This window comes from Streptomyces sp. NPDC092369 (assembly GCF_044755245.1).
Lineage (GTDB): Bacteria > Actinomycetota > Actinomycetes > Streptomycetales > Streptomycetaceae > Streptomyces.
Genome location: NZ_JBIVQP010000002.1, coordinates 917,300 through 940,539, shown reverse-complemented (window position 1 = coordinate 940,539; position 23,240 = coordinate 917,300). Strand labels below are relative to the sequence as shown.

Genomic DNA, 23,240 nt, shown 5'->3' with positions numbered 1-23,240 from the left:
AATGCAGGGTTGAGAAACACAAGGGGGTGCGCATGACTGCTCGGGACCGGATTCGGGGTCAGCATCGGGGTCAAGCTCGCGCCGGCGATCTGCTCGAACTGGTGCGGAGCGGGCGGGCGACCACCCGCGGTGCCCTCCAGCAGGCCACCGGGCTCTCCCGCGCCACTGTCGGCCAGCGCCTGGACCGGCTCTTCCGCGCGGGCTGGCTGCGCGAGGGCGCCGGCGGCCCGGTCGACTCGCCGCTGGGCGGACGCCCCTCCATCACCCTGGAGTTCGACGACGAGCACGCCGTCGTCCTCGCCGCCGACCTCGACACCCGCCACGCCCGCGCCGCCCTGCTCACCCTGACCGGCGAGATCCTCGCCGAGAGGGCCGGGACCCTGGTCGTCGAGGACGGTCCGGACGCGGTCCTCGGCGCGCTCGGCGGCTGGTTCGCCGAGCTGCTGGACAAGGCGGACCGGCCCGCGCGGTCGGTCTGCGGCATCGGGCTCGCGGTGCCGGGGCCCGTCGACAGCGAGACCGGCCTTGTCGTGCAGCCACCGATCATGCCGGGCTGGGACGGTTACGACATAAGAGGGCGGCTGTCCCGCGCCTTCGCCGAGCACACCGGCGGACCGGCCAGCGTCCCCGTGCTCGTCGACAACGACGCGAACCTCATGGCGTACGGCGAACAGCGCACCGGATACCCGGACTGCTCGGCCTTCGTCCTGGTCAAGGTCTCCACCGGCATCGGCGCCGGAGTCGTCGTGGACGGCTCCGTCTTCCGGGGCATCGACGGCGGCGCCGGCGACATCGGGCACATCCGGGTGGGCGCCGAGGCGCTGTGCCGGTGCGGGTCCTACGGCTGTCTCGCCGCCGTCGCCAGCGGCTGGGCCGTGGCCCGACGGCTGACGGAGACCGGGATCGAGGCCTCGTCCGGCTCGGATGTGCGGGAACTGCTGGCCTCCGGGCACCCGGAGGCCGTGGGCCTCGCACGGGAGGCCGGGCGGCAGGTGGGTGACGTACTCGCCACCGTGGTGACGCTGCTGAATCCGGGCGTGCTGATGATCGCCGGGGATCTGGCCGGAACTCCCTTCCTCACGGGTGTGCGCGAGCTGCTGTACCAGCGGGCGCTGTCCCGCTCGACGGCCCGGCTGGAGATCGTCACCTCGCGGCTCGGTGAGCGGGCCGGGCTGGTGGGGGCGGGTGCGCTGGTCGTGGAGCATCTCTACGCGCCGGAGCGGGTGGAGGAGCGGTTGCGCGCGCTGGGGGTCTGAGGGCGTGTGACGGGTGGGTTTCCGCCCCGAGAAGCGTCCGCATGGTGAAATCCCGGCGGCTGTGGCAGCGTGATTCTCGCCACCTTTGATAGGGCTGGCGCTCGGATGAGCGGATCTTGGCTCGGCTGCACTTCTCCAAGGGGTGGCACTCAGTGCCACCCCTTGATCGTTCATCGATCGAAATCAGGCGTGCCGTGGGCCGCTCATGTGAGCGGAATTGTCGGTGTTCGGACGGTGATCCGTTCAAGAAGTGAAAACATCAGCTGCTCTGCGCTTGCCAAGCTTTGACTTTCGATCCGGTGGCGGACGACCGGTTACAGGCGCATGACGCGCAAGTGGACGTACCCAGACGCCTTCGATCTGGGTAAGTTCCTGGCTGTCAGGGCAGCCACCCGCGTCCCGAGGAGTCGAGACCCGTGTCGGAAAACAAAGATCCCCACGTAGCGAAGTTCGTTTACGACTTCACCGAGGGAAACAAGGACCTCAAGGACCTGCTGGGTGGCAAGGGCGCGAACCTCGCCGAGATGACCAACCTCGGTCTCCCCGTTCCCCCCGGGTTCACCATCACGACGGACGCCTGCAAGGTCTATCTCGACAGCGGGGAGGAGCCGGCGGCACTGCGTGACGAGGTAAGTGCGCACCTCGACGCCCTCGAAGCACGGATGGGGAAGCGGCTCGGCCAGGCGGACGACCCGCTGCTGGTGTCCGTGCGGTCCGGCGCGAAGTTCTCCATGCCCGGCATGATGGACACCGTCCTGAACATCGGACTCTCCGACAAGTCCGTGCAGGGTCTGGCCAAGCAGGCCGGCGACGACCGCTTCGCGTGGGACTCCTACCGCCGCCTCATCCAGATGTTCGGCAAGACCGTCCTCGGCGTCGACGGCGACCTCTTCGAGGAGGCGCTGGAGAAGGCCAAGGAGACCAAGAAGGTCGCGGTCGACACCGAGCTGGAGGCCGCGGACCTGAAGAAGCTGGTCACCGCCTTCAAGAAGATCGTCAAGAAGGAGGCGGGCCGGGACTTCCCGCAGGACCCGCGCGAGCAGATGGACCTCGCCATCCACGCGGTCTTCGACTCCTGGAACACCGACCGCGCCAAGCTCTACCGCCGCCAGGAGCGCATCCCCGGCGACCTCGGCACCGCGGTCAACGTCTGCTCCATGGTCTTCGGCAACCTCGGCCCCGACTCCGGCACCGGCGTCGCCTTCACCCGCGACCCCGCCAGCGGCCACCAGGGCGTCTACGGCGACTACCTCCAGAACGCGCAGGGCGAGGACGTGGTCGCGGGCATCCGCAACACCGTCCCGCTCGCGGAGCTGGAGACGATCGACAAGACCTCGTACGACCAGCTGATGCAGATCATGAAGACGCTGGAGAACCACTACAAGGACCTCTGCGACATCGAGTTCACCATCGAGCGCGGGCAGTTGTGGATGCTCCAGACGCGCGTCGGCAAGCGCACGGCGGGCGCGGCCTTCCGGATCGCCACCCAGCTCGTCGACCAGGGCCTGATCGACGAGACCGAGGCCCTCCAGCGGGTCACCGGCGCCCAGCTCGCCCAGCTGATGTTCCCGCGCTTCGACGAGCACGCGAAAGCCGCGCAGGTCGGCCGGGGCATCGCGGCCTCGCCGGGCGCGGCCGTCGGCAAGGCGGTCTTCGATTCGTATACGGCGGTCAAGTGGTCCCGCTCGGGCGAGAAGGTCATCCTGGTCCGCCGTGAGACCAACCCCGACGACCTGGACGGCATGATCGCGGCCGAGGGCATCCTCACCTCGCGCGGCGGCAAGACCTCCCACGCGGCCGTCGTCGCGCGCGGCATGGGCAAGACCTGTGTCTGCGGCGCGGAGGAGCTGGAGGTCGACACCAAGCGGCGCCGGATGACGGTGCCGGGCGGGCAGGTGGTCGAGGAGGGCGACCTGATCTCGATCGACGGGTCGAGCGGCAAGGTGTACCTCGGTGAGGTGCCGGTGGTCCCGTCCCCGGTCGTGGAGTACTTCGAGGGGCGGATGCACGCCGGTGCCAACGACGCCGACGAACTGGTCGAGGCCGTGCACCGGATCATGGCCTTCGCCGACCGCAAGCGCCGACTCCGCGTGCGCGCCAACGCGGACAACGCCGAGGACGCGCTGCGCGCGCGGCGCTTCGGGGCGCAGGGCATCGGCCTGTGCCGTACCGAGCACATGTTCCTGGGCGACCGGCGCGAGCTGGTGGAGCGGCTGATCCTGGCCGACACGGACGAGGAGCGCGAGGAGTCCCTCAAGCAGCTGCTCCCGCTGCAGAAGCAGGACTTCGTCGAGCTGTTCTCCGCGATGGACGGCCTCCCGGTGACGGTCCGGCTCCTGGACCCGCCGCTGCACGAATTCCTGCCGGACATCACGGAGTTGTCGGTGCGGGTGGCCTTGGCCGAGTCCCGCAAGGACCCGCACGAGAACGAACTGCGGCTGCTCCAGGCGGTCCACCGCCTGCACGAGCAGAACCCGATGCTGGGACTGCGCGGTGTGCGTCTCGGACTGGTCATCCCGGGCCTGTTCACCATGCAGGTCCGCGCGATCGCCGAGGCCGCCGCCGAGCGCAAGAACGCCAAGGGCGACCCGCGCGCCGAGGTCATGATCCCGCTCGTCGGCACCGTCCAGGAGCTGGAGATCGTCCGCGAGGAGGCCGACCAGGTCATCGCCGAGGTCGAGGCGGCGACGGGCACCGACCTGAAGCTGTCGATCGGCACGATGATCGAACTGCCGCGGGCCGCGCTGACGGCGGGCCAGATCGCGGAGGCGGCGGAGTTCTTCTCCTTCGGCACGAACGACCTCACCCAGACGGTGTGGGGCTTCAGCCGCGACGACGTCGAGGCGAGCTTCTTCACCGCCTACCTGGAGAAGGGCATCTTCGGCGTCTCCCCCTTCGAGACGATCGACCGCGACGGCGTCGGCTCCCTGGTCAGGTCCGCCGTGGAGGCCGGCCGCGCCACCCGCCCCGACCTCAAGCTCGGCGTCTGCGGCGAACACGGCGGCGACCCCGAGTCGGTCCACTTCTTCCACGAGGTCGGCCTCGACTACGTCTCCTGCTCGCCGTTCCGCATCCCGGTGGCGCGGCTGGAGGCGGGGCGGGCGGCCACGCAGTCGACGGGGAGTGATCACCGCTAGGTCCTACGGCCACTGAACGCCGGAGCCGTCGCCTGTCCCCGACCCTCAACCGATGGGCGGCGGTTCCGGATCACGAAGGAGGGGCGGGACCCTGTGCGGGGGTGCCGCCCCTCCGGTCGTTCAGGCAGTCGCCCCGCTGTCCACCACCAGGTCCGTGCCGACGACCGAGGAGGCGTCGTCCGAGGCCAGGTAGAGGACGGCGGCGGCGATTTCCGCCGTGGTCGAGATGCGGCCGAGGGGGAGGGTGGCCGCGGCGCGTTCGGCGCGGGCGGCCGCGTCCTCGCCCGGGCGCAGGGACATGGGGGTCTCCACGGCACCGGGGCTGACCGCGTTGATGCGGACGCCCTCGCCGATGTGATCGAGAGCCGCGCCCCTGGTGAGGACGGAGACGGCGGCCTTGGTGGCGGAGTAGGCGGCGGTGCCGGGGCGGCGGGCGTGGGCGCCGAAGACGGAGGCGATGTTCACGATCGCGCCGCCGGACGGCTGGGTCCGCATCTGCCGGATCTCAGCCCTAAGTGCCAGGAACATGCCGGTGACGTTGGCGTCGAGCTGGGCCTGCCAGTCCTCCTCGGACAGGTCGGCCAGCGGGCCGCCCCGGAAGACGCCCGCGTTGTTGACGGCCACGTCGAGGGAGCCGAAGTGGTCGACGGCGGCGCGGACCAGGGCGTCGGTGTCGGACGCGTGGGACACGTCGGCAGTCACCGCGAGGGCCTTGCCGCCGGCCGCCTCCATCAACTGGACCGTCTCGTCCAGGGGTTCGCGGCGACGCCCGGCCACGACGACGTTCGCTCCCTCGGCGGTCAGCGCGAGGGCGATGCCGCGGCCGATACCTGAGCCGGCGCCGGTGACGAGGGCCGTCCGGCCGGTGAAGCGGGCTGTCCTGCCGGTGAGGCGGGTGGTGGTCATGGTCTCCCCTGTTTCTTGACCGATCGGTTCATTATGTGGGCGCAAAGAACGAACCCCTCTGGGCGAGGAGCCCGGTGGCGTGGGTCAGTCCAGCAACCGCAGCGCCTGTTCCGCCGCGTCCCGCACCCGCGCAGGATCCGCCGACGCCTTGCCGACCACCCGCAGCCCCTGCATCAGCACCAGCAGCATGCGGGCGAGGGTGAGCGGGTCGCGGTCGGCGGGCAGCTCGTCCTGCGCCTGGGCACGGACGAGTGCCGAGTGCAGTACGGTCTCCAGCTGGTCCCAGTTGCGCTCCACGCGTCGGGCCGCGGCCGGGTCGTGCGGGGCGAGTTCGGCCGCCGTGTTGGTCACCATGCAGCCGTTCAGGCGCAGTTGGTCGTCGGCGGCCTCCGACGCGTACCGCCGTACGACCGCTCGTACGGCCGGCAGCGCGGGGCCCGGCTGCGACAACTCCCGCACGATCGGCGGGAGTCCGGCCCGGTCGTAGCGGTCCAGCGCCTTCAGGTACAGCTCGTGCTTGCTGCCGAAGGTGGCGTAGAGGCTGGCCCGGCCGATGCCCAGGTGTGCCACCAGGTCGGACATCGAGGTGGCCTCGTAGCCGCGCCGCCAGAACAGCTCCAGGGCGGACTGGAGCGCGGTGTCCGGGTCGAATTCCTTGGTCCTGGCCATGAGGGGAGCCTAGGACTGTGCGGAATGATCGGTCAAGAAAGGTTCAGGCGAACTTGATCACTCGCGCGTCAGGCAGTCCGTACCTCGTACGTGGCCACCCGCACCGACTCGTCGTCCAGGCACCGCCCGCTCAGCAGGTCGAACCGCTGCTTCAGCAAGGGGGACGCGACGAACGGGCGGCCCTGGTGGGTGCCGGTCAGGCCGCGGGAGAGGACCGCCGCGCCGTTGAACGGGTCGCGGTTGTCGATCGCGTACAGCGTGCCGTTCCGGTCGCGGAACAGGGCCACCTGGCGGCCGTCGGGCAGGAGCGCCGCCACCCCGCGGCCCGGCGTGAGCGCGGTGAGGTCGCAGATCGCGAACCAGTCGGTGTCGAGCCGGAGTTGGACCTTCAGGTCGGTCGTCTCGGGTGCCAGGGTCATCGCTGGGCGCTTCCTTCCAGGGGACGGTGGCCGATGGTGAGCAGCGGCAGGTCGGGCTTGATCTGGTCGCGCTCGGGGACGAAGCCGACGACCGGGTCGGGGGTGTCGGGGGCGTTCACGAAGGACACGAACCGGCCCAGCTTCTCGGGGTCGTTGATCGTGGTCGCCCACTCGTCGGCGTAGTTCGAGACGTGGGCCGCCATCAGCGACTCCAACTCCTCGCAGATGCCGAGCGAGTCCTCCACGACCACCTCGCGGATGTGGTCCAGGCCGCCCGGGATCCGCTCCAGCCACACGCTCGTGCGCTCCAGGCGGTCGGCGGTGCGGATGTAGAACATCAGGAAACGGTCGATCAGGCGGATCAGCTCGGCGTCGCTCAAGTCCTGGGCCAGCAGGTCCGCGTGGCGCGGGGTCGCGCCGCCGTTGCCGCCGACGTAGAGGTTCCAGCCGCTCGCGGTGGCGATCACGCCGAAGTCCTTCGACTGGGCCTCCGCGCACTCGCGGGCGCAGCCGGAGACCGCCGACTTGAGCTTGTGCGGGGAGCGCAGGCCCCGGTAGCGCAGCTCCAGGTCGATCGCCATGCGGACGGAGTCCTGGACGCCGTAGCGGCACCAGGTCCGGCCGACGCAGGACTTCACCGTGCGCAGGGCCTTTCCGTAGGCGTGCCCCGACTCGAAGCCCGCGTCCACCAACCGGGCCCAGATCAGCGGGAGTTGTTCGACCCGCGCGCCGAACAGGTCGATTCGCTGACCGCCGGTGATCTTCGTGTACAGCCCGAAGTCCCGGGCCACCTCGCCGATCACGATGAGCTTCTCGGGGGTGATCTCACCGCCGGGGATGCGCGGTACGACCGAATACGAGCCGTTCTTCTGGAGGTTGGCGAGGAAGTGGTCGTTGCTGTCCTGGAGGGCCGCCTGTTCGCCGTCCAGGACATAGCCGCTCGCGCCGATCGTCGGGGCGAGGGAGGCGATGATCGAGGCGACGGTCGGCTTGCAGACCTCGCAGCCGTCGCCGCCCCGGGCGCCCTCACGGCCGTAGCGGTCGAGCAGATCCTGGTAGGAGTCGACGCGCAGGGCGAGGACGATCTCGTAGAGCTCCTCGCGGGTCTGCGCGAAGCAGCCGCACAGGCCCTTGTCGACCTCGACCCCGCTGGCCTCCAGTTCCGCGGTGACGAGCTGGCCGAGCACCTTGACGCAACTGCCGCAGCCCGTACCGGCCTTGGTGCACTTCTTCACCTCCGGCACGGTCGTGCAGGAGTGGTCCGTCACCGCGCCCCGGATCGCGCCCTTGGAGACGTTGTGGCAGGAGCAGACGATCGCCTCGTCCGGCAGCGCGGACGGGCCCAGTTGGACGGAGTCGCCGGCGCCGGCCGGCAGGACCAGCGACTCGGGGGCGACCGGCGGGACCGAGCCGGTGAACGCGCGCAGGGTGCCGTACGCGTCCGCGTCGCCGATCAGGATGCCGCCGAGCAGCGTGCCGTCCCGGGCGATGACCAGCTTCTTGTACAGGCCCGCGCGGGCGTCGGAGTACACGACGTCCAGGCAGTCCTCGGCGGTGCCGTGCGCGTCACCGAAGGACGCCACGTCCACGCCGAGCAGCTTCAGCTTGGTGGACAAGTCGGCGCCCGTGAACGCCGATTCGTCCCGCGCGATGGTCGCCGCGACCGTCTCCGCCTGCTCGTAACCGGGCGCCACCAGGCCGTACACCCGGCCGTCCGCCGCCAGCGCGCACTCGCCGATCGCGAACACCTGCGGGTCGGCGACCGTACGGCACTGCTCGTCGACCGTGATGCCACCGCGCTCGCCGACCGTCAGACCGCAGTCCCGGGCGAGCTGGTCGCGGGGACGGACGCCGGCGCTGAACACCACCAGATCCGTGGCGAGTTCGGAACCGTCCGAGAGCTTCATCCCGGTGACCGCGCCGTCCGCGTCGGTCATGATCTCCTGCGTGCCCACACCTGTGTGGACGGTCAGGCCCATGTCCTCGATGGTGCGCAGGAGTGCGGCGCCGCCGCCCTCGTCGACCTGCACCGGCATCAGGCGCGGCGCGAACTCCACGATGTGGCTGGCGAGTCCGAGCCCCTTCAGCGCGCCCGCGGCCTCCAGGCCCAGCAGACCGCCGCCGACCACCGCACCGGTCGTCGCCCTCGACTTCGCGTACGCCTCGATCGCGAGCAGGTCCTCGATCGTGCGGTAGACGAAACAGCCCTCGGCGTCCTTGTTCGGGACGGGCGGCACGAACGGGTACGAGCCGGTGGCCAGGACGAGGGTGTCGTATTCAACTGTCATTCCGGAGCGGGCCGTTACCGTCCGCGCCGCCCGGTCGATCGTCTCGGCGGGGTCGCCGACGTACAGCTCGATCCCGTGATCCCTGATGAACTCCGCGTCCGTGAGCGAGAGTTCCTCGGGCGTGCGGCCCGAGAAGTACGAGGTGAGCTGGACGCGGTCGTACGCGGGACGGGGTTCCTCGCACAGCACGACCACGCGGTGCGTGGCGGTCAGGCCGCGCTCGGCGAGCGCTTCGAGGAAGCGCTGACCGACCATGCCATGGCCGACCAGCACGATGGTGGGCACCACACGCGGCTTCGAGGTCATGCCCAGGAGCCTGCGACGCCGGTGTTACCCGGTGGCATCCCCCCTGTTTCCCACGAGGAACGCTGCCCTCAGCGGGGGTGGGGGGTGGGTGTGAGGGTTCGAGGGGTGGGGTGGGGGCGTGCTGTGAGGCGGGCACGGGGCACGGGGGTGGGGCTGGCCGAACCCCTGGGTTCCGTACTCGCACCATCGCCCGCGAGCAGGGTGGCGGCGAGTCTTGATCCGTCGGATTCCACCGGCTCAGGCCCGATTCCACCAGCTCAGGTCCAGGGGGACATGCCATGACCACCACCCGCGAGATCCCGCCCCACATCACCGCTGATCGCACCCTCACCCGCGCCCGGCGCATCCTCCGCGAGCCCTTCACCGCCGGCACCTGGCGCCGCTTCGCCTACGGCGTGGTGGCCCTGCCGGTGGGCTTGGCGAGCATCCCGCTCGCCTTGATCGGGGCGCCCGCGGGACGGTGGCAGCGCAGGGTGATGCGACGGGTGCTGGGGGAGGACGCGGAGGGGACCTTCAGCGAGATGCACGGCGGAGCCAGGAGCGGGCTCGTCCACGCCCTCGTCTCACTGCCGCTGAACCTCCTCACCCTCTTCGTCACCGTCTACGGCTGGCTCATCGTCCCCATGAACCTCGGCTGGCCCCTGCGCGCGGGCGACGACTACTCCGCGGCATGGGGCGGCCCCACCTTCGCCGGCGCGTGGGCGTTCCACGCGCTCCTCGGCGGGATCGGCTTCCTGCTGCTCATGCCGTGGATCGGACGCGGCCTGACCGCCCTCCAGCTCCGGCTCGCCCACCGCTTCCTCGCCTAGGTTGAACGCTGTGAACCGCCTCCACGACCGCGTCCGCTCCCTCCGCCCCTTCAGTCCCCGCGCTCTCCGTCCCCGCACCCTCGTCTCCCTCGCCGCCGCCACCTTCGGCCCCCGCGCCCTGGCCGCCGTCCTCTACGGCGTCATCGCCTTCCCGCTCGCGCTGGTCGGCTTCGTCCTGACGCTGTTCGGGCTCGCGGTGGGCGGGGTGCTGTCGGTGACCACGCTGGGGCTGTGGCTGGTGGCCGGGACCGTGCGGGGCGCGCTGGCGCTGGGGGCGCTGCAGCGGGGGCTGGCCCGGCGGCTGCTCGGGGTGGAGATCGAGGAGCCGCCGGTGGCGCGGGGCGGTGGGGTGTTCGCGTGGCGGCGGGCGCTGCTGGGGGAGCGGTCGGGGTGGCGGGCGGTGGGCTGCGCCCTGTTGACTCCGTTCACAGGCGTTCTGGCGTACGTCGCCGTCGTCATCGGATACGTCTACGGCGTCCTGCTCACACTCCACCCGGTCCTGAGCCACCTGAACTACAACACCGTCCACCACCCCGACGGCACCGTGACCCACGTATCGCTGGAGTTCTTCGGTTACCAGGTCGACAGCTGGCCGCGCTGGTTGATCCCGTTCACACTCGGTCTGCTGCTGCTCGCCGTCGCCCCGCACCTCCTGCGACACGCGCTCACACCCCACCGAGCGCTGTTGACCGCGCTGCTCGGCACCGACGCCGCCGACCGCCGCATCCGCACCCTGGAGGAGACCCGCGCCCAGGCCGTCGACGACGCCGCCGCGACCGTGCGCCGCATCGAACGCGACCTGCACGACGGCACCCAGGCCCGCCTGGTCGGCCTCGCCATGCACCTCACCATCATCCGCGAACTGATCAGCGCCGACGCGGCCCCCGACCGGATCCTCACCGTCGTCGACACCGCGCAGGGCAACGCCGCCCAGGCCATCGCCGACCTGCGCCATCTGGTCAAGGGCATCCATCCCCCCGTCCTCGACCAGGGCCTCCCGGCGGCCCTCGCCGGCCTCGTGGCCGACAGCGCCCTTCCCGCCGCGCTCACCACCGACATCCCGGCCCGCCCCACCCCCGCCGTCGAGTCCATCGCCTACTTCTGCGCCGCCGAACTCCTCACCAACGCCGCCAAGCACAGCCACGCGGACGCGGTCGACGTCACCGTCACCGGCCGGGACGGACTGCTGCGCCTGCGCGTCACCGACGACGGCCGGGGCGGCGCGGTGATCGGCGCCGGGTCCGGACTCACCGGCCTGCTCGCCCGGGTCCGTACCGTGGACGGCACGCTGACCTGCGACAGCCCGCCCGGAGGGCCTACGGTGGTCACCGTCGAACTGCCCATGTGAACCGGGTGAACCGGGTGAACCGGGTCGGCCAGGTGCGTCGGGCGGCCACCCGGGCCGGGCCGCCCCTATGACGGGAGTGGAATGCGCGTCGTCATCGCCGAGGACTCGGCCCTGCTGCGGGACGGGCTGGCGCAGTTGCTGGAGCTGCGCGGGGTCGAGGTGGCCGCGGCCGTCGGGGACGCCGAGACCCTTCTCGTCGCCATCTCCGAACACGCCCCCGACGTCGCCGTCGTCGACATCCGCCTGCCCCCGACCCAGACCGACGAGGGCGTACGCGCGGCCGTGCGCATCCGAACGGAACGCCCCGGCACGGGAGTTCTCCTGTTCTCCCAGTACGTGGAGACGGCGCACGCGACCCAACTGCTCGCGAACCCGGCCGGGTTCGGCTACCTCCTCAAGGAACGGGTCGCCGACATCGGGGAATTCGTCGACGCCCTGGAGCGCATCAAGGCCGGCGGCACCGCGCTGGACCCCGAGGTCGTCGCCCAGCTCTTCGGCGCGAGCCGCCGCACCACGGCCCTGGACACCCTCACCCCGCGCGAGCGCCAGGTCCTCTCCCTGATGGCGGAGGGCCGCACCAACCACGCCGTCGCCGCGGCCCTCACGGTCTCCGAACGCGCCGTGGAAAAGCACGTCGCCAACATCTTCACCAAGCTGGATCTGCCGCCGTCGGACACGGGGCATCGGCGGGTGCTGGCGGTGCTGCGGTATCTGGAGAGCACGTCCTGACAGCGGGCCCGGGCGATGAGCGACTGCTCTCGACGGCTGACGGCGACCGTCAGCGGCTGCCCGTGAGGTGCGCGAAGACGACCACGTTGCCCTGGTAGCCCGTACTCCGCGAGTAACCGCCCCCGCAGGTGATGACCCGAAGCTCGGGGCGCGCGGTGGCGCCGTACACCTTCTCGTCAGGGAAGTTCTTGGCCTCGTAGACCTCCACCGCGTCCACCGTGAACACGGCCACGCCGCCGTCCCGCCGGTCCACCTCGATGCTGCCGCCCTTCTTCAGGGCGCCGAGGTCGTAGAAGACGGCGGGGCCGTCGGCGTTGTCGACATGGCCGGCGACGATGGCCGTGCCGCGCTCACCGGGGGCGGTGCCCGCCTCGTACCAGCCGGCGAGATTCGGTTTCGCGGCGGGCGGTACGTCGAGGCTGCCGGTCGGGGTGAGGGCCAGGCCCATGAGGGGGGCGTCCACGCGGATCGAGGGGATGCGGATGCGGTCGGGCGGCGAGGGCGGCAGCGCGGGGGCGGCGGGCCGTTCGCCCTGCTGACCGGTGCGGGCGGTGTGGGCCTGCGCGGCCGACGGCTGCGGCGGCGCGTGGGTGTCCGTGCCGCTGCCGAGCAGCCACGCGCCCGTGCAGAGCGCGACCACGGTGACGGACCCTATGAGGGCGTTGCTGAGCTTGCGCACGCGAGCCTCCTGCCCGGTGGAGCGGCCTCCTGCCGGAGGGGCGACCTGCTGCCTGCTGCTTGCTGGAGCGGCCTTCGGCCTGGGGACCCCGGCCCCCCTCCGGGCCGCGAGGGGCGTCGGACCCGGAGGGGGAGGGACTTGCGGTACCGGCGAACGGACAGCGGAGGGTGTCCGTCAGATCCCGTCGCCTCTCGCCCGGCGATGCAGGAGCCAGGTACCGCCCGCGGCGGCGACGGCGAGAGCCGCCACGCCGGCCGCGGTCTGCACGGGATCGGGGCCAAGAGCGCCACCGACCCCCGTCTTGACGCTTCCTCTCGGGTGCACCTGCCCGCGGACCGGGGTCAGCGTGACCACCAGGTCGCCCGAGACGTGCCGTCCGCCCTCGGCACACTCCGCGACGATCTCGTACGTCCCCTGCTGCGCGCTCGGCGGCACCCTGAACTGCCCGATCGCGTCGCCCTCATGGGTACTCGGCGCCAGCGTGAAGGCACCGGCGCCCACCGCGCTGGCGTCACCGGCCGCCGTACCGCCCTCGCCGCAGGCCGCTGTGTTGACGGTGACCTGATCGCCCGGCACGACCGAGGAGGGGTACACCTCCAGGCTGCCGCCGTCGGCACCGTGGGCCGGCGCGGCGACGAGGCCGGCGGCCGCGACGGCGAGCGCGGTACCGGTCAGCAGACGGGCGGTACGTCGCATCGGTGCTCCCTAGAGCTTCTTCAGAGCCTTGTCGGTGTCCCCTGCCCTTCCGAGGTAAGTGCCAGCGGGCCCGGCGCGCTTCCTGAGGGTGTGTCAGAAATGCGGTGAATGGGTGGCGGAGTGGTGGAAGCCGGGCCAGATCGACCGGTATTTCAGCAGGTCACCGACGTAGCGCGGGCGCGGGACGGAAGAGAACCCGAAGGGCGCAGAGCGCGCGTGTGAACGGGTGACCCGACGCGTCACCACCTCCACGACCGCACCCGCTTGACCTCAACAATGATTGAGGTACGAGGCTCGGCGCATGCAGACCACACAAGCGCGATCCGTCACCGAGCCCCGGCTCACCCACCCCGCCGCCGACGCCTCCCCGCTCGCCGTCACCCTGGTCCTCGGCAGCAACCGCCACGGCCGCTTCGGCCCCGTCGTCGCCGACTGGCTCCTCGACCGCATGCGCGACCACGACGACCTGAACCCCGAGGTCGTGGACGTGGCCGAGGCCGACCTGCCCACGACCTTCGAACCCAGCGCCGAGGCGCTCGCCGCCCAGTCCTCGGTCACCCCGAAGCTGGCCGCCGCCGACGCGTTCGTCGTCCTCACCCCCGAGTACAACCACTCCTTCCCGGCCGGCCTCAAGAACCTCATCGACTGGCACTACACCGAGTGGCGCGCCAAGCCGGTCGCCCTCGTCTCCTACGGCGGCCTCGCGGGCGGCCTGCGCGCCGCCGAGCACCTCCGCCAGGTCTTCGCCGAACTCCACGCCGTGACGATCCGCGACACCGTCTCCTTCCACAACGCGGGCACGTCCTTCGACGAGGGCCGCCTCAAGGACCCGTCGGGCCCGGACGCGGCGGCCAGGGTGATGCTGGATCAACTGGTGTGGTGGGGGCGGGCATTGAGGGAGGGGCGGGGGGTGCGGCCGTACCCCGGGTAGCGCGGGCCGCTCGACCGCGAGGAATGCGAGAAGGCCGGTGCCCACGTGGGGAGGCACCGGCCTTCGTCACGTACGCGATCTCAGTTCACGTTCACCGCGCTCCAAGCCGCCCCCACAGCCGCATACTCCGAACTCCCCGTCCCGTAAAGGTCCCTGGCCGCGTTCAGCGTCGCCGTCCGGGCGCCCGCGTAGTTCGTAGAGGACGTCATGTAGACCGTCAGCGCGCGGTACCAGATCGCGCCGACCTTGTCGTGGCCGATGCCCGTGAGGGTGGAGCCGTTGGAGGTCGGGGAGTTGTAGTCGACGCCGTTGATGGTCTTCGCGCCGCTGCCCTCCGACAGGAGGTACGCGAAGTGGTTCGCGACGCCCGAGGAGTAGTGGACGTCGAGGTTGCCGACCGAACTGCTCCAGGAGTCAGCCGAGTTGCCGTCCTTCGACGGCTTGTCTATGAAGCGCAGCGCCGCCTTGCCGAAGCCGGAGCGGACGATCCTCTCGCCGATCAGGTAGTCGCCCTTGTCGGAGGGGTTGTTGGCGTACCACTCGACCATCGTCCCGAGGATGTCGGACGTGGCCTCGTTCAGACCGCCGGACTCGCCCGAGTACGTCAGCGCGGCGGTCTTGGAGGTGACGCCATGCGTCATCTCGTGGCCGGCCACGTCCAGCGCCACCAGCGGCCCGAACGTCGTCCCGTCACCGTCGCCGTACGTCATGCAGAAGCAACTGTCGTCCCAGAACGCGTTGTTGTAGGCGTTGCCGTAGTGGACCCGGTTGTACGAGCCCTTGCCGTCGCCCGCGATGCCGTTCCGGCCGTGGACGTTCTTGTAGTAGTCCCAGGTCTCGTTGGTCCCGTACTGCGCGTCCACCGCCGCCGACGCGCGGTCCGAAGTCGCCCCCGTGCCCCAGTGGTTGTCCGCGTCGGTGAAGACCGTGGACGGCGCCCGGCTGATGCAGATGCCGAAGATGCACAGGTCGGTCTTGTTGGCCGCGTCCCCGGTGTACGTGTTCCCGCGCGTCGGGTCCTTGAGCTGGTACGTCGATCCGGACACCGTCGTCTCCAGCGGCACCGTCCCGCCGTACAGCGACTGCCCGTCCCCGCTCGCCGTCTCGATGCTGTCCCAGGCGTCGATCTGCGCCCCGCTGCGCGCGTCCGTGATCACCGTACGGGCGACGGGGTTGCCGAGTGAGTCCTGCGCGACCACATTGGTCCGCCAGGCCAGCTTCGGAGTGCCGTGCAGGGCGTCGACCACCAGTTGGGGCTTGGCCGTCAGCTTCTTCAGCGCCTCGCCCAGGTTCGCGGCCCGCAGGGCGTTCGTCGCGAGGTCGGCGGCCTTCGGGGCCGACACGGAGGGGGTGATCGAGGCCAGGGATATTCGGCTCTTGGTCGCCCGGTTCGCGCTGCGGTACGTCCCGTCCGGCGCCAGGTGGACCACGAAGTCGCCGCCCAGGACCGGGAGTTCGCGGTAGGTACGGTCGTATCGGACGTGCTGCGTGCCGTCCTTGTCGACGATCACGTCCCGGACCGACGTGCTCTGCGTCGAGTCGAGTCCGAGCGCCGACGCGTGCGCGACGAGCGCGGACACGGCGTTGTCGATCGCGGCGGCCCTGGTCGGTCTGCCGGCCGCTTCGGCGGCGGGGGAGAGCGTGGCGGCCAGCAGAGTGGCGGTGGTGACCGCGACTCCGGCGGCGGCGAGACGACGGGAACCTCGGACGTGCTGGCGAATCGGGCTCATCGGGCTCATTGGTCTCCTCGGGAAGGCGCCAACGGGCGCGTGTGGGGGAGGTGCGCGCTGGTGCTGACCAAGATTTAAGAAGCCCGGAGATGTCATGTCCATACCGCGTCCGAGGAAGAATGTGAGGAAGTGCGTGGGGAGAGAGAATCTTTCTGTGACCCTCCCGTTCTTCGTCTACGGCACGCTCCGCCCCGGCGAGGTCAACCACGACCTGTTCCTGCGCGGCCGCACCCGCTCCGACACCCCCGCCCGCCTGGCCGGCGCGGTGCTCTACGACGGCCCCGGCTACCCGTACGCCGTGGCGGAACCGGGCGGTCTCGTGCACGGGGAGTTGGTGACCGCCCTCCCCGGCCACTACGAGGAACTGCTCGCCGCCCTGGACCGCTTGGAGGAGTACGCGCCGGGCGACCCGAGCAACCTGTACGAGCGTGTGGCCCGGGAGGTGCGGTGCGAGGAGGGGGACGGGGGCGGGGTCCTGGCCTGGGTGTACGTCGCCGCACCACCAATCGCCGAAAACCTCCGCACCCACGGCAAGTTGATCGAAAGCGGGGACTGGCGGATCAGGTGAGCCGGATCAGCGCCATCGCCGGTGCCGTCGTCATCGTCACCCGGAGGCCCGACCCCTCGTCCCATGTCACGGTCACCCCGGCGTCGGTCGCGTGCAGAACCTCGCCCCGGACGCCAGCTCGCCCCGCCAAGTGCGCTACCGGTAGCGCCATTTCGACCTCATCGCCGCCCCGACGCCACACGGATACGTACGTCGCCCCTTCGACCGGCGCCCGCAATCCCAGGGCGATCCACCCGTCCGTCCAGCCCGGCAGCCCCAGCGGCCAGAACGGCACCGACGTACGCAGATCGCCCCGAATCGCCTTGTAGGTCGCCACTGCCTCCCGCACCAGCAACAGTTGACGCTCCGTCATGTGGTCCAGATGGCCGGACAGATGGACCCGCCCAAGCATCGCCGTGCCGAGCGTGAAGCCGATCTCCGCGTCCGGGAAGGACGGTTGTGGATACGCCCACACAGCCCCCTGCTCCGGCGGCACGACCGTCGGTGCCGCCGCCGCGATGGGCGGGTAGCGGACCGGGTCCTGCTGGTCGGAGGTCGACTGGAGCTGGGTGACGGAGAGGGACGCGCCGTCCATGCGCATGCCGCCGGACGCGCAGTTCTCGACGACCAGGGACGGGTACCGGTCCAGGACGGACGCCAACCAGGCCCGCCACGCCCGCGTGTGATCGAGCAGCCCCGGCGCCGACGTCGTGATGTTGTAGTCCAGCTTCAGATAGCCCACTCCCCACTCGCCGACGATCCGGTCGACGGCGGCGTCCAGGTGGGCCCGGGCTGCCGGGTGGGTCAAGTCCAGCTGGTGACGGCCCTGTTCGGTGACACGGCTGCCGTCGGCGTGATGCAGGAACGCGTCATCCGGCAACGCCCCCGCCCCTGCCTCCAAGCCCGCCCCCGCCACGGGACTCCCTACCCCCGCTACGGGACTCCGTACCCCCACCACCTCCGGCTCCAGCCACACCCCCGGCACCATCCCACGCTCCCGGATCCGCTCCAGCACCTCCTGGATGCCCCCGGGAAAGCGCCGCCCCGACGGCTGCCAGGCCCCCACGCTGTCCCACCAACCACCGTCGCCCGAGTCGTCGTACCAACCGGCGTCCACGCAGAAGTACTCCGCGCCCGCCGAGGCCGCCGCGTCGATCAGCGGGAGCAGCTTCTCGGTGGTCGGGTCGCCCATCAGGGTGTTCATGTAGTCGTTGAAGACGACCGGGAGCCGGTCGTGATCCGGATGCGGTCGGCGCACCCGGCGCCGGTACTCCGTGAGCGCCCCCACCGCCCCGTCGAACCCGTCCCCCAACGCGAGCGCCGCGTACTCCGACGCGAACTCCGCACCCGGGTCCAGCACTTGACTCCAGCCGTGCTCGTCGTACGTCGGACCGCTCAGCCCCACGTACGTGCGCCCGGCCGGCGCCTCGCCCGCGTCCCACACCCAGCCGGCCGCCGACTCCACCTGCCACAGCCAACACCGCCCGTCCGTACGGTCGGTGAGTGCGCCCATCGCCAGATGGCCGTCGGTCGGCCAGCTGCCCCGCCCGGTCAGCCGCAGGGCGGCCCGTGAGTCGTGCTCGTGCACCTCTCGCCCGATGTCCGGCACCGACGCCCGCAACGGCTCGGCGTACCAACGGCATTCGGCGAGCCAGTCGTTGCGGGCCCGGTGCGCGTCCAGCACGTCCGGGGACGGCAGCCCGCCGAGCAGCAGACTGCCGACGGAACGGACCGTCACCGCCGCGTCGCCCTCATTGCGCACCCGCACCCGCGAGCGCAGCACCGCCACCCCGTCCGGCGACGCGTACTCGGCGAACACCCTCAACCCGCTCTGCGGATCGCCCAGTTCGACGGTCAGGTGATGCCAACCGTCGCCGTACGTCGCCCGATGCGCGCGATACCGCAGCCGCGCGCCGCCCAATGCCGTACCCCTGAAACGCGGCCCCGACCAGCCGGTACCCGCGCCCATGAGGGTCACGTCGACGAGCGGCAGACCCGTCACGGGAGGCGTCGGGTCACCGGGCCGGGACACCCGCAGCAACTCGCCGGAACCACCACCGAAGTCGAGGTCGAGGATGAGCGCGGAATGGCCCCAGCGGTAACCGAACTCGTGATCGCTCACCCCGCCGAGCCTAGAGTCGACCCGCGCGCCGCCCCCAGTCCGGCCCCGACCTCCTCTGCCGTGTCCGTCGCCTCAACGGGCATCGGCCAACGCCCGGTTCACCCCCGCCTCCTTCGGCCCGAGGAACCGCGGATCCGGCTCGAACACCGCGTCCAGCGCCGCCTTCCCCGCCGCGAGGATCTCCCGGGTACCGCCGTAGTACCAGGTCACGTCATGCTTGGCGTCCACGCCGACGCCGTACGACGTCACGCCTGCCGCCTGGCAGAGCGCGACCGCGCGCCGGATGTGGAAGCCCTGGCTGATCAGTACGGCCTTGTCCACACCGAAGATCTTCTTGGCGCGGACGCAGGAGTCCCAGGTGTCGAAGCCGGCGTAGTCGCTGACGATCCGTGCATCGGGCACGCCGTGCTCCGTGAGGTAGGTCCGCATGGCGTCGGGCTCGTCGTAGTCCTCGCGGCTGTTGTCGCCGGTGACGAGGACGACCTCGATGCGGCCCGCGCGGTACAGCTTCGCCGCCGCGTCGAGGCGGTTGGCGAGGTACGGCGACGGCTCGCCGTCCCACAGGCCGGCGCCGAAGACGACCGCGACCTCGGTGCGGGGCACGTCCGCGATCGTGCGCAGCCGGTCGCCCGTCACGACGTACATCCAGGTCGACGGCAGCAACGCCAGCACGCACCCGGCCATCACGGCCTGCACCAGCCGCCGTTGTCCTGCACGCGTGCGTGGCAGTCGCGGCCGGCGCGGCCTCGGTGCGCGCGGCTTCCATGCCCGCAGCCTCGGTCGACGCATCGGACGGCCCCTTTCCGGTCGGTCGCTCGACACTCAGAGACGTCCTGTCAGCCCGTACGGTTCGGCCCCCGACACGTGACCAGGTTCACTACCGGAAGTGAAACTGCAGGTCACGGCACCTCACACACCCCCTGCACCCCACCGTGAACCGCCCGAAAAGACGCGTCATTCCGGCGCAACGGGGAGGCAACCTCGTACCGCCACCATCGGTCCATGACGCCGTCGAACCTGCACCGCGACGAGTCCACGACCGCCCACCTCGACAGTACGGCGCACCTCATGAACCGGATCGGCAGCCAACTCGCCAGCCAGCTCAGCCTCGTCGCCCTCGACGGCAGCCGGCGCCCCCGCCCCCCGGTCCCGGCCCTCGTCGTCGTGGCCCACGGCAGCCGCGACCCACGCGCGCTGAGCACCGTACGCACGCTCCTGGACCGCGTCCGCGCCCAGCGCCCGGGCCTGCCCGTCCACCTCGGCCACATCGAACTGAACGAGCCCTCGCTCCCCGACACCCTCGCCGCCCTCGGCACCGCGCGGACGGTCCTGGTCCCGCTCCTCCTCAGCCGCGGCTACCACGTCAAGCGGGACATCCCCGAGATGGCCGCGCAAGCACAGGCACGCACGCGCGTGGCCGCGCCGCTCGGCCCCCATCCCCTCCTGGTGGACGCCCTCCAGGCCCGCCTGGTCGAGGCGGGCTGGCGCATGCGCATGGACACGACCACCCGCCGACAGAGCGCCGTGATCCTCGCCGCCGCGGGTTCCCGCGACCCGGACTCCCAGACGGACACGAACCACACGGCCACCCTCCTGGCCGAGCGTCTGGGCGTTCCCGTCCTGCCCGCCTATGCGAGCACCGCGGCCCCGACGATCCCGGATGCTCTGGCGACGCTGGCCGCCCAGGGCCGCCACCGAGTGGCCGTGGCCTCGTACTTCACGGCCCCGGGCCGCTTCGCGAGAGAGTGCGCGGAGAGGGCTCCTTGGATCGCGTCGGCCCCCCTGGGCACCCACCCCGCGATGGCCGACCTCCTGCTCCACCGCTACGACCAGACCCTGTCGACGCAGGCCTCGGTGGCCAACCTCAGGGGCGCGGGGAACTGCGCGACCAGCCACGAACAACCCGCACTCGCCATATAACCGCACCCGGCGGACGAAAAGGCGCACCCCATTTGTCACTGCCTCCGCTTACTGTCGAGTCATGGAAGGCAACAACCACACCCCACCCCCCGGCTACGACCCGACGTCAGTCGCCCGCTGGGCCGCAGAGCCCGACAAACGCCAAGGCCGAACCGCCTTCCAACGCGACCGCGCACGCGTACTGCACTCCTCGGCCCTGAGAAGACTCGCCGGCAAGACCCAGGTCGTCACGCCCGGCGAGCGCAACGCGTCCGCCTGGGACGCCAGCCCCCGCACCCGCCTCACCCACTCCCTGGAGTGCGCCCAGGTGGGCCGAGAACTGGGCGCGGCCCTCGGCTGCGACCCCGACCTCGTCGAGGCCGCCTGTCTCTCCCACGACCTCGGCCACCCCCCGTTCGGTCACAACGGCGAACAGGCGCTGAACGAGTTTGCCGACGACTGCGGCGGCTTCGAGGGCAACGCCCAGTCCCTGCGCCTGCTCACCCGCATCGAACCCAAGAGGTTCACCCCGGAGGGCTCCGTCGGGCTCAACCTCACCCGCGCCACCCTGGACGCGGCGACCAAGTACCCCTGGCCGCGCGGCGCCCGCCCCGACGACCCCAAGTCGCCCAAGTTCGGTGTCTACGAGGACGACCGGCCCGTCTTCGACTGGGTCCGCAAGGACGCCCCGGGCACCCGGATCACGTTCGAGGCCCAGGTCATGGACTGGGCGGACGACGTGGCGTACTCGGTGCACGACGTCGAGGACGGGCTCCACGCGGGCCACATCGACCCCAACTGCCTGCACGCGGAGCCCGAGCGGCAGGCGGTCTTCGCGGTCGCCGTCGGCCGCTACGTGCCCCCGGACACCGACCCCGCCGAGCTCGCCGCCGCCCTCGACCGGCTCCAGGACGAGGAGTGGTGGCCGCACGGCTACGACGGCTCGGCGGTCGCGCAGGCCCGCCTCAAGGACGCCACCAGCCAGCTCATCGGCCGCTTCTGCACGGCCGCCGAGGCCGCCACGCGCGCGGCGTACGGCACCGGGCGGCTGACGAGATACGGCGCCGAACTCGTCGTACCCCACCGGACGCGGCTGGAGTGCGCGGTCCTCAAGGCGGTCGCCGACCGGTACGTGATGCAGCGGGCCGAGCAGGAGCGGCTGCGGGCCGATCAGCGGATCGTGGTCGCCGAACTGGCGCAGGCGCTCACCGCGCGCGCCCCCGACGGCCTGGACCCGCAGTTCCGCGCCCTGTTCGACCGGGCCTCCGACGACCGAGCCCGCAAACGGGTGATCGTGGACCAGATCGCCTCCCTGACCGACGCCTCGGCGCGCTCGCTTCACGCGCGTCTGACGGGGCACCAGTGAGACTGAGACGAAACAGAGTGACGTGAAACGCGCCCGATTGTGACCCTCCGTGGCCTGATCGGGCCACTCCCTCTTCCCCCATCACACTCCGTGCGGGACGCTCGCATGTGGCGGCACCGTTACGAGGAGGCATCAAGTGGTCGACGCGGATCAGACATTCGTCATCGTCGGAGGCGGGCTCGCCGGCGCGAAGGCGGCCGAGACGCTCCGAGCGGAGGGCTTCACCGGCCGGGTGATACTGATCTGCGACGAACGCGACCACCCCTACGAGCGCCCCGCGCTCTCCAAGGGCTATCTGCTGGGCAAGGAGGAGCGCGACAGCGTCTTCGTGCACGAGCCCGCGTGGTACGCGCAGAACGACATCGAGCTGCACCTCGGCGAGACCGTCGAAGCCATCGACCGCACCGCCAAGACGGTCCGCTTCGGCGGCGACGGCACACTCGTGCGCTACGACAAGCTGCTGCTGGCCACCGGCGCCGAGCCCCGCCGCCTCGACATTCCGGGCACCGACCTGGCCGGCGTGCACCACCTGCGCCGCCTCGCGCACGCCGAGCGCCTCAAGGGCGTCCTGGCCGCCCTCGGCCGCGACAACGGCCACCTCGTGATCGCCGGCGCCGGCTGGATCGGCCTGGAAGTCGCCGCGGCGGCCCGGGAGTACGGCGCCGAGGTCACCGTCATCGAGCCCGGGCCGACCCCGCTGCACGGCGTGCTCGGCCCCGAACTGGGCAACCTCTTCGCCGAACTGCACCGCGAGCACGGGGTGCGCTTCCACTTCGGCGCGCGCCTCACCGAGATCGTCGGCCAGGACGGCATGGTCCTGGCGGCCCGGACGGACGACGGCGAGGAGCACCCCGCGCACGACGTGCTCGCCGCGATCGGCGCGGCCCCGCGCATCGGCCTCGCGGAGGCGGCGGGCCTGGAGATCACCGACCGCGCGCACGGCGGCGGCATCGCGGTCGACGAACAGCTGCGTACCTCCGACCCCGACATCCACGCGGCCGGCGACGTGGCCGCCTTCCACCACGCCCTGTTCGACACCACCCTGCGTGTCGAGCACTGGGCCAACGCCCTCAACGGCGGCCCGGCGGCGGCCCGCGCGATGCTCGGCCGTGACGTCACCTACGACCGCGTGCCCTATTTCTTCTCCGACCAGTACGACCTCGGCATGGAGTACTCCGGCTGGGCGCCCCCGGGCTCCTACGACGAAGTGGTGATCCGGGGGGACGCCGGGAAGCGTGAGTTCATCGCGTTCTGGGTCAAGGAGGGCCGCGTGCTGGCCGGGATGAACGTGAACGTGTGGGACGTCACAGACCCGATCCAGCAGCTGATCCGCTCGAAGACCCAGGTGAACACCGAGTCGTTGGCGGACCCGCACGTTCCGCTCGAAAGCCTGGTCCCGTAAG

At 71.3% G+C, this 23,240-nt stretch carries 19 protein-coding genes; 10 read left to right on the top strand and 9 right to left on the bottom strand.

From position 1 onward, the window contains the following. Positions 1 to 32: 32 nt before the first annotated feature. Both ACIQI8_RS13915 and ppdK read left to right on the top strand, forming a co-directional pair. Positions 33 to 1,256, top strand: a complete 1,224-nt coding sequence (locus ACIQI8_RS13915) for an ROK family protein (protein WP_402348797.1) — start codon at positions 33 to 35, stop codon at positions 1,254 to 1,256. 416 nt (positions 1,257 to 1,672) lie between these two features. Continuing rightward, positions 1,673 to 4,393 (top strand): pyruvate, phosphate dikinase, encoded by a 2,721-nt coding sequence (gene ppdK / locus ACIQI8_RS13910; RefSeq protein ID WP_402348795.1) that lies wholly within the window; start codon positions 1,673 to 1,675, stop codon positions 4,391 to 4,393. Positions 4,394 to 4,513: 120 nt separating this feature from the next. On the opposite strand, the gene ACIQI8_RS13905 is transcribed toward ppdK, so the two are convergent. The 4 genes from ACIQI8_RS13905 to nirB form a co-directional block, all read right to left on the bottom strand. After that, complete coding sequence (locus ACIQI8_RS13905) at positions 4,514 to 5,299, bottom strand: SDR family NAD(P)-dependent oxidoreductase (protein ID WP_402348792.1); 786 nt, start codon at positions 5,297 to 5,299, stop codon at positions 4,514 to 4,516. 84 nt (positions 5,300 to 5,383) lie between these two features. Next, entirely contained in the window at positions 5,384 to 5,968 is a 585-nt protein-coding gene (locus tag ACIQI8_RS13900) for a TetR/AcrR family transcriptional regulator (RefSeq protein WP_402348789.1), read from the bottom strand. Between the two features lie 68 nt (positions 5,969 to 6,036). Beyond that, on the bottom strand, positions 6,037 to 6,387 hold the full coding sequence (gene nirD, locus ACIQI8_RS13895; RefSeq protein ID WP_402348786.1) for a nitrite reductase small subunit NirD: 351 nt from the start codon (positions 6,385 to 6,387) through the stop codon (positions 6,037 to 6,039). Continuing rightward, entirely contained in the window at positions 6,384 to 8,981 is a 2,598-nt protein-coding gene (gene nirB / locus ACIQI8_RS13890) for a nitrite reductase large subunit NirB (RefSeq protein ID WP_402348783.1), read from the bottom strand. Before nirB ends, nirD begins: the two co-directional genes overlap by 4 nt. Before the next feature lie 278 nt (positions 8,982 to 9,259). On the opposite strand from nirB, the gene ACIQI8_RS13885 reads away from it, so the two are divergent. The 3 genes from ACIQI8_RS13885 to ACIQI8_RS13875 all read left to right on the top strand — a co-directional run bounded on the left by ACIQI8_RS13885 (position 9,260) and on the right by ACIQI8_RS13875 (position 11,867). Next, positions 9,260 to 9,790, top strand: a complete 531-nt coding sequence (locus tag ACIQI8_RS13885; protein WP_402348780.1) for a hypothetical protein — start codon at positions 9,260 to 9,262, stop codon at positions 9,788 to 9,790. 10 nt (positions 9,791 to 9,800) lie between these two features. Then, a complete protein-coding gene (locus ACIQI8_RS13880) occupies positions 9,801 to 11,138 on the top strand; it encodes a sensor histidine kinase (RefSeq protein WP_402348777.1) in 1,338 nt (445 codons plus the stop codon). 81 nt (positions 11,139 to 11,219) lie between these two features. Continuing rightward, complete coding sequence (locus tag ACIQI8_RS13875; RefSeq protein WP_402348774.1) at positions 11,220 to 11,867, top strand: LuxR C-terminal-related transcriptional regulator; 648 nt, start codon at positions 11,220 to 11,222, stop codon at positions 11,865 to 11,867. 49 nt (positions 11,868 to 11,916) lie between these two features. Here ACIQI8_RS13875 and ACIQI8_RS13870 read toward each other — a convergent pair whose 3' ends face one another. Together ACIQI8_RS13870 and ACIQI8_RS13865 are read right to left on the bottom strand one after the other, a co-directional pair. Further along, complete coding sequence (locus ACIQI8_RS13870; RefSeq protein ID WP_402348771.1) at positions 11,917 to 12,546, bottom strand: class F sortase; 630 nt, start codon at positions 12,544 to 12,546, stop codon at positions 11,917 to 11,919. Between the two features lie 174 nt (positions 12,547 to 12,720). Next, positions 12,721 to 13,242 (bottom strand): hypothetical protein, encoded by a 522-nt coding sequence (locus ACIQI8_RS13865; RefSeq protein WP_402348768.1) that lies wholly within the window; start codon positions 13,240 to 13,242, stop codon positions 12,721 to 12,723. Between the two features lie 301 nt (positions 13,243 to 13,543). Here ACIQI8_RS13865 and ACIQI8_RS13860 point away from each other — a divergent pair, with 301 nt between their 5' ends. Further along, positions 13,544 to 14,173 carry an NADPH-dependent FMN reductase gene (locus ACIQI8_RS13860; RefSeq protein ID WP_402348765.1) on the top strand — a complete coding sequence of 210 codons (630 nt, stop codon included), beginning with the start codon at positions 13,544 to 13,546 and terminating at the stop codon, positions 14,171 to 14,173. A gap of 80 nt (positions 14,174 to 14,253) precedes the next feature. Here ACIQI8_RS13860 and ACIQI8_RS13855 read toward each other — a convergent pair whose 3' ends face one another. Beyond that, positions 14,254 to 15,903, bottom strand: a complete 1,650-nt coding sequence (locus tag ACIQI8_RS13855) for a M4 family metallopeptidase (protein WP_402348762.1) — start codon at positions 15,901 to 15,903, stop codon at positions 14,254 to 14,256. A gap of 154 nt (positions 15,904 to 16,057) precedes the next feature. On the opposite strand from ACIQI8_RS13855, the gene ACIQI8_RS13850 reads away from it, so the two are divergent. After that, complete coding sequence (locus tag ACIQI8_RS13850; protein WP_402348759.1) at positions 16,058 to 16,471, top strand: gamma-glutamylcyclotransferase family protein; 414 nt, start codon at positions 16,058 to 16,060, stop codon at positions 16,469 to 16,471. On the opposite strand, the gene ACIQI8_RS13845 is transcribed toward ACIQI8_RS13850, so the two are convergent. Both ACIQI8_RS13845 and ACIQI8_RS13840 read right to left on the bottom strand, forming a co-directional pair. Beyond that, positions 16,464 to 18,572, bottom strand: coding sequence for a glycoside hydrolase family 36 protein (locus tag ACIQI8_RS13845; RefSeq protein WP_402348756.1), 2,109 nt, complete (start codon positions 18,570 to 18,572; stop codon positions 16,464 to 16,466). The genes ACIQI8_RS13850 and ACIQI8_RS13845 overlap by 8 nt on opposite strands. Positions 18,573 to 18,644: 72 nt before the next feature. Next, positions 18,645 to 19,361 carry a vancomycin high temperature exclusion protein gene (locus tag ACIQI8_RS13840; RefSeq protein ID WP_402348754.1) on the bottom strand — a complete coding sequence of 239 codons (717 nt, stop codon included), beginning with the start codon at positions 19,359 to 19,361 and terminating at the stop codon, positions 18,645 to 18,647. A 213-nt stretch (positions 19,362 to 19,574) separates the two neighbouring features. Here ACIQI8_RS13840 and ACIQI8_RS13835 point away from each other — a divergent pair, with 213 nt between their 5' ends. The 3 genes from ACIQI8_RS13835 to ACIQI8_RS13825 all read left to right on the top strand — a co-directional run bounded on the left by ACIQI8_RS13835 (position 19,575) and on the right by ACIQI8_RS13825 (position 23,239). Continuing rightward, complete coding sequence (locus ACIQI8_RS13835) at positions 19,575 to 20,492, top strand: sirohydrochlorin chelatase (protein WP_402348751.1); 918 nt, start codon at positions 19,575 to 19,577, stop codon at positions 20,490 to 20,492. Positions 20,493 to 20,553: 61 nt separating this feature from the next. Next, positions 20,554 to 21,837, top strand: a complete 1,284-nt coding sequence (locus ACIQI8_RS13830; protein ID WP_402348748.1) for a deoxyguanosinetriphosphate triphosphohydrolase — start codon at positions 20,554 to 20,556, stop codon at positions 21,835 to 21,837. A 136-nt stretch (positions 21,838 to 21,973) separates the two neighbouring features. Beyond that, a complete protein-coding gene (locus ACIQI8_RS13825) occupies positions 21,974 to 23,239 on the top strand; it encodes an NAD(P)/FAD-dependent oxidoreductase (RefSeq protein ID WP_402348745.1) in 1,266 nt (421 codons plus the stop codon). Position 23,240: the final 1 nt, after the last annotated feature.

Excerpts from the sequence above, each read along its gene's own strand:
- ACIQI8_RS13915 (WP_402348797.1), top strand. The coding sequence starts at position 33 with ATGACTGCTCGGGACCGGATTCGGGGTCAGCATCGGGGTCAAGCTCGC.
- ACIQI8_RS13905 (WP_402348792.1), bottom strand. The coding sequence starts at position 5,299 with ATGACCACCACCCGCCTCACCGGCAGGACAGCCCGCTTCACCGGCCGG.
- ACIQI8_RS13900 (WP_402348789.1), bottom strand. The coding sequence starts at position 5,968 with ATGGCCAGGACCAAGGAATTCGACCCGGACACCGCGCTCCAGTCCGCC.
- nirD (WP_402348786.1), bottom strand. The coding sequence starts at position 6,387 with ATGACCCTGGCACCCGAGACGACCGACCTGAAGGTCCAACTCCGGCTC.
- nirB (WP_402348783.1), bottom strand. The coding sequence starts at position 8,981 with ATGACCTCGAAGCCGCGTGTGGTGCCCACCATCGTGCTGGTCGGCCAT.
- ACIQI8_RS13885 (WP_402348780.1), top strand. The coding sequence starts at position 9,260 with ATGACCACCACCCGCGAGATCCCGCCCCACATCACCGCTGATCGCACC.
- ACIQI8_RS13875 (WP_402348774.1), top strand. The coding sequence starts at position 11,220 with ATGCGCGTCGTCATCGCCGAGGACTCGGCCCTGCTGCGGGACGGGCTG.
- ACIQI8_RS13865 (WP_402348768.1), bottom strand. The coding sequence starts at position 13,242 with ATGCGACGTACCGCCCGTCTGCTGACCGGTACCGCGCTCGCCGTCGCG.
- ACIQI8_RS13860 (WP_402348765.1), top strand. The coding sequence starts at position 13,544 with ATGCAGACCACACAAGCGCGATCCGTCACCGAGCCCCGGCTCACCCAC.
- ACIQI8_RS13855 (WP_402348762.1), bottom strand. The coding sequence starts at position 15,903 with ATGAGCCCGATTCGCCAGCACGTCCGAGGTTCCCGTCGTCTCGCCGCC.
- ACIQI8_RS13840 (WP_402348754.1), bottom strand. The coding sequence starts at position 19,361 with ATGCGTCGACCGAGGCTGCGGGCATGGAAGCCGCGCGCACCGAGGCCG.
- ACIQI8_RS13835 (WP_402348751.1), top strand. The coding sequence starts at position 19,575 with ATGACGCCGTCGAACCTGCACCGCGACGAGTCCACGACCGCCCACCTC.
- ACIQI8_RS13830 (WP_402348748.1), top strand. The coding sequence starts at position 20,554 with ATGGAAGGCAACAACCACACCCCACCCCCCGGCTACGACCCGACGTCA.